A 3,598-nucleotide genomic window follows, 5' to 3' on the forward strand; every position below is an offset into this window, starting at 1 on the left:
GTACTGCTCGCCGCGGGTGATCAGCTCGCGCAGAGGATAGTCGTGCAACAGCGCGGCCACCTCGGGCGCGAGTGCCGTACCTGCCCTCCTGAACGGATCACCGGGCTCACGGAGGTTCTCGGCCGCCTGGATCAGGGGATAGCGATCCTGACGAGGGACCCCGGTCGCGGCGCGCTCGAACAGTTGAGCGCCGATCAGCAGATCGTTGTTCAGTTCGGTCTCGCCCTGTCCGGCGTTCAGCTTGGCCGTGACGTTCTTGCGCCACGTCGCGATCGGGTCACTCCAGCCGTCCACGCGGTACGTCCACAAGCCGACGGCGTCGGGGCTGAACTGGCCGTGGAAGAAGTCCGGTTCCCGGCCAGGTTCCATCGGCAGCCGCTGTGGCCTGACCCGTTGTGACCCGCCGATGACCTCCGCGATCGGCACGGCCTCCACACGGGGCGCCGCGACACCGGCAGGCGCCTGCGCGAGCTGCGGATAGGAGGTCCCGTGATATCTCACGACGAGCGTTGCCGCCACGGCGTCGTGGCCTTCGCGCCACACCGCCGCCTTGACCGGCACTAGCTCGCCAACGACGGCCTTGGCCGGGTAGCGGCCATTGGACACCACTGGCGCGACGTCGTCGATCTCGATTCGACCGGCCACCACTGCTCCTTACGCTCGCGGCGGGGACCACGGGCTCTTGGGGATTACGTCTGCTTGATTACCTTGTCGCGCCCTATACCCACCGTAGTGTCCGGCTCAACCCCATGGGCCGGATGAGGTCATCCCGGATGGCGGTCGGATGGCTTGCCGATCAGTAAGGTGAACCCGCGTGAAGGCACTCCGTAGGTTCACCGTCCGCGCCCACTTGCCTGAGCGTCTCGCGGCCCTGGAAGGGCTCTCGATCAACCTGCGCTGGTCCTGGGATACCCCGACGCAAGAGTTGTTCGCCACAATCGATTCCGAGTTGTGGGAACGGCTGGGACACGACCCGGTAGCACTGCTCGGCGAGGTCAGCCCACAACACCTCGACGAACTTGCTGGCGATGAGTCGTTCCTGGCGCGGCTCGACCACCTGGCAGCTGAACTGGACAAGTACCTGACCCGACCGATGTGGTATCAGGAAAAGCAGGACGACCCCGCGGCGGGATCCGCCTGGCCCAGCGGAATCGCCTACTTCTCGATGGAGTTCGGCGTCGCCGAGGTATTGCCCAACTACTCCGGCGGGCTCGGGATCCTGGCCGGTGACCACCTGAAGTCCGCATCCGATCTGGGTCTTCCGCTGATCGCGGTGGGGCTGTACTACCGGTCGGGTTACTTCCGTCAGTCGCTGACCGCCGAGGGATGGCAGCACGAGGAATACCCGTCGGTCGATCCGCAGGGACTGCCGCTGCGGCTGCTGACCGACGAGGCGGGCGAGCCCGTGCTCGTCGCCGTTGCGATGCCGGATGCCTGCGAGCTGAAGGCCAGGGTGTGGATCGCCCAGGTGGGACGAATTCCGTTGCTGCTCTTGGATTCCGACATTCCGGAGAACGAGCATGACCTGCGCGGCGTGACCGACCGGCTCTACGGCGGCGACCAGGAACACCGGATCAAGCAGGAGATTCTCGCCGGTATCGGCGGCGTTCGCGCCATTCGGGCCTTCACCGCCGTCGAGGGGTTGCCGGAACCGCAGGTCTTCCACATGAACGAAGGTCACGCCGGGTTCCTCGGCGTCGAGCGGATCCGTGAGCTCGTCACCGACGGGGGGCTCGACTTCGACACCGCCCTGGCCGTGGTGCGCTCGAGCACGGTCTTCACCACTCATACCCCCGTCCCCGCGGGTATCGACCGGTTCCCCGTCGACATGGTCGAGCGGTACTTCGGCAGATCTGGGGCGAGCCCGTCCGGCGCATCGTCGCGCCTGCTCCCTGGCGTGCCATTGGACCGGATCATCGCCTTCGGCGCCGAGGACGACCCGTCGAAGTTCAACATGGCCCACATGGGTCTGCGGCTGGCGCAGCGTGCGAACGGCGTCTCAAAGCTGCACGGCCAGGTCAGCCGCGGCATGTTCAACGACCTGTGGGAGGGCTTCGACCAGGACGAGGTGCCCATCGGGTCGATCACCAACGGCGTGCACGCGCCGACGTGGGCGGCGCCGCAGTGGGTGCAGCTGGGCCGTGAACTGCTCGGTGGTGAGGACCTCGGCTCGCTGAGCGAGCCCGATACGTGGCAGCGGCTGCAGCAGGTCGAACCCGGTCATCTGTGGTGGATCCGATCGCAGCTTCGCGAGCTTCTGATCGCCGACGTCCGTGCCCGGTTGCGCAGATCGTGGCTCGAGCGAGGGGCATCGGATGCCGAACTGGATTGGATCGCAAGCGCTTTCGACCCGGATGTGCTGACCGTCGGGTTCGCCCGCCGGGTGCCGACCTACAAGCGGTTGACGCTGATGCTGCGTGACCCCGAGCGGTTGGAGAAGTTGCTGCTCGACGAGAAGCAGCCGGTGCAGTTGATCGTCGCGGGCAAGTCGCATCCGGCCGACGATGGCGGCAAGGCGTTGATCCAGGAGATCGTGCGGTTCGCCGACCGTCCCGAAGTGCGGCATCGCATCGCGTTCCTTCCCGACTACGACATGTCGATGGCGAGGTTCCTGTACTGGGGCTGCGACGTGTGGCTGAACAATCCGCTGCGGCCGCTGGAGGCGTGTGGCACGTCGGGGATGAAGAGCGCGCTGAACGGTGGTCTCAATCTGTCCATTCGCGACGGCTGGTGGGACGAGTGGTACGACGGCGAGAACGGCTGGGAGATTCCGACGGCCGACGGCCTGGCCGACGAGAGCCGCCGCGACGACCTGGAGGCCGCCGCGCTCTACGGCCTGCTCGAGAAGTCGGTCACTCGCATGTTCTACGAACGCGACGAGCATGGGATCCCGCGCCGGTGGGTGGAGATGGTGCGCCACACTCTGCAGACGCTTGGCCCCAAGGTGCTGGCCTCGCGGATGGTGCGTGACTACACCGAGGGCTACTACGTGCCCGCGGCCCAGTCGCTGCGTCGCACCATCGAGGCGATCGACGGCGTGCCGTTCGGTGCGGCGCGCGAGCTCGCGTCGTACTGCGAGCGGGCGCGGGAGTCGTGGCCGCGGATCCGGATCACCGACGTCGACAGCTACGGCTTGCCGGACACGCCGCTGCTCGGCTCGGAGCTGACGCTGACCGCCACGGTTCACCTCGCAGGCCTGCGGCCCGACGAGGTCGTGGTGCAGGCTGCCGTCGGTCGCGTCGACGCCGGTGACGCACTGCTGGATCCCGTCACCGTGGCGATGGCCCACACCGGCTCCGCCGACGGCAACGAGATCTTCTCGACCACGACCCCGCTCCCCGTTGCGGGCAGCGTCGGATACACCGTGCGGGTGCTGCCACACCATCACCTGCTGGCGGCCGACAACGAGCTTGGGCTCGTCACGCTCGCGTGAGTCGCATCTTCGAAGTCGCCGTCGACGGCGGCCCGTACGCGCTTGCGGCCGGGTCGGACGGCGCGATGTGGGTGACGCTGGTGCATCGCGGTGCGATCGCGCGCGTCACGCCGGACGGTGGGCTAGAAGTCCATCCGGTGGGCGCGGGCAGCAAGCCGTCGATCA

General features: G+C 67.4%; 2 protein-coding genes and 1 pseudogene. 2 read left to right on the forward strand and 1 reads right to left on the reverse strand.

Annotated elements, in window-relative coordinates:
* Positions 1–645: maltotransferase domain-containing protein (locus ACRDUX_RS27055; protein ID WP_526418302.1), on the reverse strand; the 645-nt coding region annotated here is incomplete at its 3' end.
* 169 nt (positions 646–814) lie between these two features.
* Here ACRDUX_RS27055 and ACRDUX_RS27060 point away from each other — a divergent pair.
* Together ACRDUX_RS27060 and ACRDUX_RS27065 are read left to right on the forward strand one after the other, a co-directional pair.
* Positions 815–3,433: a glycosyltransferase family 1 protein gene (locus ACRDUX_RS27060; RefSeq protein WP_526418304.1), complete on the forward strand. Its 2,619-nt coding sequence runs from the start codon at positions 815–817 to the stop codon at positions 3,431–3,433.
* Positions 3,430–3,598 (forward strand): annotated as a pseudogene (locus tag ACRDUX_RS27065) (virginiamycin B lyase); the annotation flags it as partial. The gene ACRDUX_RS27060 and the pseudogene ACRDUX_RS27065, both read left to right, overlap by 4 nt.

This window comes from Mycobacterium sp. (assembly GCF_050701675.1).
GTDB lineage: Bacteria > Actinomycetota > Actinomycetes > Mycobacteriales > Mycobacteriaceae > Mycobacterium.